Below are 3,948 nucleotides of genomic sequence, written 5' to 3'. Positions count from 1 at the left end.
GCGACCGTGTTCAGCGCGTCGGGCGGCGACGGCCAGAACTGCCACGCGATCTGCGAAACCCTCGCCGGCGACGATCGCCAGTTGTCGCCGACCCGCTTCCACAACTCCGTGCACAACGCGCCGGCCGGCTACTGGAGCATCGCGACCCGCGCGATGGCGACGTCGAACGTGCTGTGCGCGCACGACGGCAGCTTTGCCGCCGGGCTGCTCGAGAGTCTGTGCCAGGTCGTCGTCGATCGCGTGCCGACGCTGCTGATCGCGTACGACACCGACTATCCGGAACCGCTGCGCGCGGTGCGGCCGATCGACGATGCGTTCGGCGTCGCGCTCGTGCTCGCGCCGGAAGCAAGCGAACACGCGCTCGCCCGCATCGACGTGCAACTCAGCGACACCCCCGCCGCGACGCTCGCGCACGCCGGGCTCGACGCGCTGCGTGCCGGCAATCCGGCCGCGCGCGTGCTGCCGCTGCTCGAGGCGCTCGCCGCGCGGCGTTCGACACGCGTCGTGCTCGACTACCTGGCCGATACACGCGTGCAGGTCGATGTCGCGATGCCGGATACGTTCATGGAGCGTGCGTGATGACCGCGACGATCCCGCTCGCGCCGCCGCTCGACCACGCGTGGATCGCCGCGCACATTCCGCACGACGGCGCGATGTGCGTGCTCGATACGGTCGATGCGTGGGATGCCGCCCGCATCCGCTGCACCGCGACGAGCCACCGCGATCCGCACAACCCGCTGCGCGCGCACGGCCGGCTCGCGTCCGTCTGCGGGATCGAATACGCGGCGCAGGCGATGGCCGTGCACGGCGCGTTGCTCGGTGCGCACGAAGCGCGCCCGCGCGTCGGTTATCTGGCGAGCGTGCGCAACGTCGACGCGTTCGTCGACCGGCTCGACACGTTCACGCAGCCGCTCGTCGTCGAAGCGGAACGCGTGAGCGGCGACGACCGCTCGGCGCTGTACGGCTTCGCGCTGCGCTGCGGCGAGCGCGTGCTGCTGTCCGGCCGCGCCGCGGTGATGCTCGACGCATCGGCGGCCGGCGTGTTTCGCCCGGCGCCCGCCGGCGATGCGAATCCTCGCTGAAGAGGCTTGTTCAACGGAAGGAAACCAGGTCGTGAAAGTTCGTCAGTTCATTGGTACCGCGCTCGTTCTGGCGCTGATCAGCCCGATCGCGCACGCGGACATGTCGGAAGTGAAGCAGGACATCAAGCGCGATTCGAAGGAAGCCGCGCACAAGACCGGCGAGGCGGCCCGCAGCTTCGGCCACGCGACCGCAAGTGCGGCGAAGGCGGTCGGGCACGGCGTCGCGCATGCGTCGCGCGAAGGGTGGGATGCCACCAAGCGCACGACGAAGCGGATCTTCCACAAGAACGGCTCCAGCGAGTCGGGTGGAAAGAGCGAAAAGAGCGATTGAGCGATTGACGACGAACATCGCGCGTACCGCCTTGCGGCATGCGCGCGATGCGTGGCCGCGCGTCGACGGTGACGCGTGACTGCCGCCATGCCGCTGCCGTCAACGCGCGCCGCGCATGCGGCGTGCCGGCCTGGCCCGCACGCGCGCGAAACACTTGCCGTAAGCGACGAGCCAGCAATCGCGATGATCGAAGTTCCGCAGCAGCCGCGCACGGCGCCGCTCGAGCCAGAAGAGCGAGATCGCCATCGCCAGCGCGACGGCCAGTGCCGCGCAGCCGATCGCGAGTCCCATCCAGGTGTCGCTCATGCCTTCTCCGGAATGCGGGGCCGCACCGGCACACCTGCGCCGCTGCGGCACTGGAACCAGCGGAACACGGCCCGGCACGGGCATGCACGCCGTCCGGGCCGCCGTGCGTCAGTGCATGTGCTGGCCGCCGTTGATCGCGATGTTGGAGCCCGTCACGAAGCCGGCCTCCTCCGAGCACAGGTAAGCGACCAGCGCCGCGACTTCCTCGGGCTTGCCGAGCCGGCCCGCCGGAATCTGCGGGAGGATCTTCGAGTCGAGGATGTCCTGCGGGATCGCCGTGACCATCTTCGTCGCGAGGTAGCCCGGCGACACGGTGTTCACCGTCACGCCCTTGCGCGCGATCTCGAGCGCGAGCGATTTCGTGAAGCCGTGCATGCCGGCCTTCGCGGCCGCGTAGTTGGTCTGGCCGACCGAACCCTTCGAGCCGTTCACCGACGAGATGTTGACGATACGGCCCCAGCCGCGCTCGACCATGCTTTCGCAGACCGGCTTCGTCATGTTGAACACGGAATCGAGGTTCGTGCGGATCACCGCGTCCCAGTTGACCTTGTCGAGCTTGCGCAGCGTCATGTCGCGCGTGATGCCCGCGTTGTTCACGAGAATGTCGACCGGGCCGACGTCCCGGGCGATCTTCTCGATGCATTGCTGGCACGAATCGTGGTCGGCCACGTCCACCGGATACGCGAGGAACTCGCGGCCGGCCGCATGCATCTCGGTCAGCCAGCGGTCCGCGCCGGTGTTGCTCGGCGAATACGTGACGACTACCCGGTGGCCCGCGTCGTTCAACCTGATGCTGACCGCTTCGCCGAGGCCGCCCATTCCACCAGTCACAACTGCAATTCGCTTAGTCATCCTGTAAATTACCGACAAAAAAGTAATCGATGAAAGCGGGGCGACGGCATCGCACATGCTGCCGCCCCACCGCTTCGATGCGCAGCCGCCCGCGTCGCGGGCACGGCACGCACCGGCACCTCGCGCTTGTTGTTGGCCACTTGTCGTGCGCGAAAACCGCTTCACCCGCGTGCGGCGCCCACCGGCGCCGCAGCGGGACGAATCGTCAGGCCCCGCTCAGGCGCGCTCGACCGCGAGCGCGACGCCCATCCCGCCGCCGATGCACAGCGACGCCAGCCCGCGCTTCGCGTCGCGCTTGGCCATCTCGTGCAGCAGCGTCACCAGGATCCGGCAGCCCGACGCACCGATCGGGTGACCGATCGCGATCGCCCCGCCGTTCACGTTCACCTTCGACGTGTCCCAGCCCATCTGCTTGTGCACCGCCAGCGCCTGCGCCGCGAACGCCTCGTTGATCTCCATCAGGTCCAGGTCGCCCGGCGTCCAGCCCGCGCGCTCCAGGCACCGGCGCGATGCCGGCACCGGGCCCATCCCCATCACGCTCGGATCGACGCCCGCGTTCGCGTAGGCCTTGATCTTCGCCAGCGGCGTCAGACCCAGCGCCGCCGCCTTCTGCGCCGACATCACCAGCACCGCCGCCGCGCCGTCGTTCAGCCCCGACGCGTTCGCCGCCGTCACCGAGCCGTCCTTCGAGAACGCCGGCTTCAGCCCCGCCAGCGACTCCGCCGTCACGCCGTGACGCACGAATTCGTCGGTCGCGAACTGCAGCGGCTCGCCCTTGCGTTGCGGGATCGACACCGGCACGATCTCGTCGTCGAAGCGGCCCGCCTTCTGCGCGGCTTCCGCCTTGTTCTGCGACAGCGCCGCGAACGCATCCTGCTCTTCGCGCGTGATCCCGTATTCCTTCGCGACGTTCTCCGCCGTGATGCCCATGTGGTACTGGTTGTACACGTCCCACAGGCCGTCGACGATCATCGTGTCGACCAGCTTCGCATCGCCCATCCGGAAGCCGTCACGCGAGCCCGGCAGCACGTGCGGCGACGCGCTCATGTTCTCCTGGCCGCCCGCGATCACGATGTCCGCGTCGCCCGCGACGATCGCGTTCGCCGCCAGCATCACGGCCTTCAGGCCCGAGCCGCACACCTTGTTGATCGTCATCCCCGGCACTGCCGTCGGCAGCCCGGCCTTGATCAGCGACTGCCGCGCCGGGTTCTGGCCCGAGCCGGCCGTCAGCACCTGGCCCATGATCACTTCGCTCACCTGCTCGGGCTTCACGCCCGCGCGCTCCAGCACTGCGCGGATCACCGTCGCGCCCAGTTCGGGTGCTGCAATCTTCGCAAGCGAACCGCCGAATTTGCCGACCGCGGTCCGCGCGGCCGA

6 protein-coding genes are annotated in these 3,948 nt (G+C 69.1%); 3 read left to right on the top strand and 3 right to left on the bottom strand.

Going from position 1 to position 3,948, the window contains the following annotated elements:
• From ABY44_RS37635 to ABY44_RS37625, 3 genes are all read left to right on the top strand, one after another.
• The coding region (locus ABY44_RS37635) for a beta-ketoacyl synthase chain length factor (protein WP_431643556.1) at positions 1–579 on the top strand (579 nt) is incomplete at its 5' end.
• On the top strand, positions 579–1,082 hold the full coding sequence (locus ABY44_RS37630; protein WP_060174867.1) for a hotdog family protein: 504 nt from the start codon (positions 579–581) through the stop codon (positions 1,080–1,082). The genes ABY44_RS37635 and ABY44_RS37630, both read left to right, overlap by 1 nt.
• The gene (locus ABY44_RS37625) at positions 1,066–1,413 is read left to right on the top strand and encodes a hypothetical protein (RefSeq protein ID WP_060174866.1); all 348 of its coding nucleotides are present in this window, start codon (positions 1,066–1,068) and stop codon (positions 1,411–1,413) included. Before ABY44_RS37630 ends, ABY44_RS37625 begins: the two co-directional genes overlap by 17 nt.
• Positions 1,414–1,512: 99 nt before the next feature.
• On the opposite strand, the gene ABY44_RS37620 is transcribed toward ABY44_RS37625, so the two are convergent.
• The 3 genes from ABY44_RS37620 to ABY44_RS37610 form a co-directional block, all read right to left on the bottom strand.
• A complete protein-coding gene (locus tag ABY44_RS37620) occupies positions 1,513–1,719 on the bottom strand; it encodes a hypothetical protein (RefSeq protein ID WP_059699863.1) in 207 nt (68 codons plus the stop codon).
• A gap of 108 nt (positions 1,720–1,827) precedes the next feature.
• On the bottom strand, positions 1,828–2,571 hold the full coding sequence (gene phbB / locus ABY44_RS37615) for an acetoacetyl-CoA reductase (RefSeq protein ID WP_027789117.1): 744 nt from the start codon (positions 2,569–2,571) through the stop codon (positions 1,828–1,830).
• Positions 2,572–2,787: 216 nt separating this feature from the next.
• On the bottom strand, positions 2,788–3,948 hold a 1,161-nt coding region (locus ABY44_RS37610), incomplete at its 5' end, for an acetyl-CoA C-acetyltransferase (RefSeq protein WP_431643555.1).

It is taken from the genome of Burkholderia sp. ZZQ-2, from assembly GCF_050768715.1.
In the GTDB taxonomy this organism is placed as follows: domain Bacteria; phylum Pseudomonadota; class Gammaproteobacteria; order Burkholderiales; family Burkholderiaceae; genus Burkholderia; species Burkholderia cepacia.
This window is presented reverse-complemented; position numbering and strand designations above follow the sequence as displayed.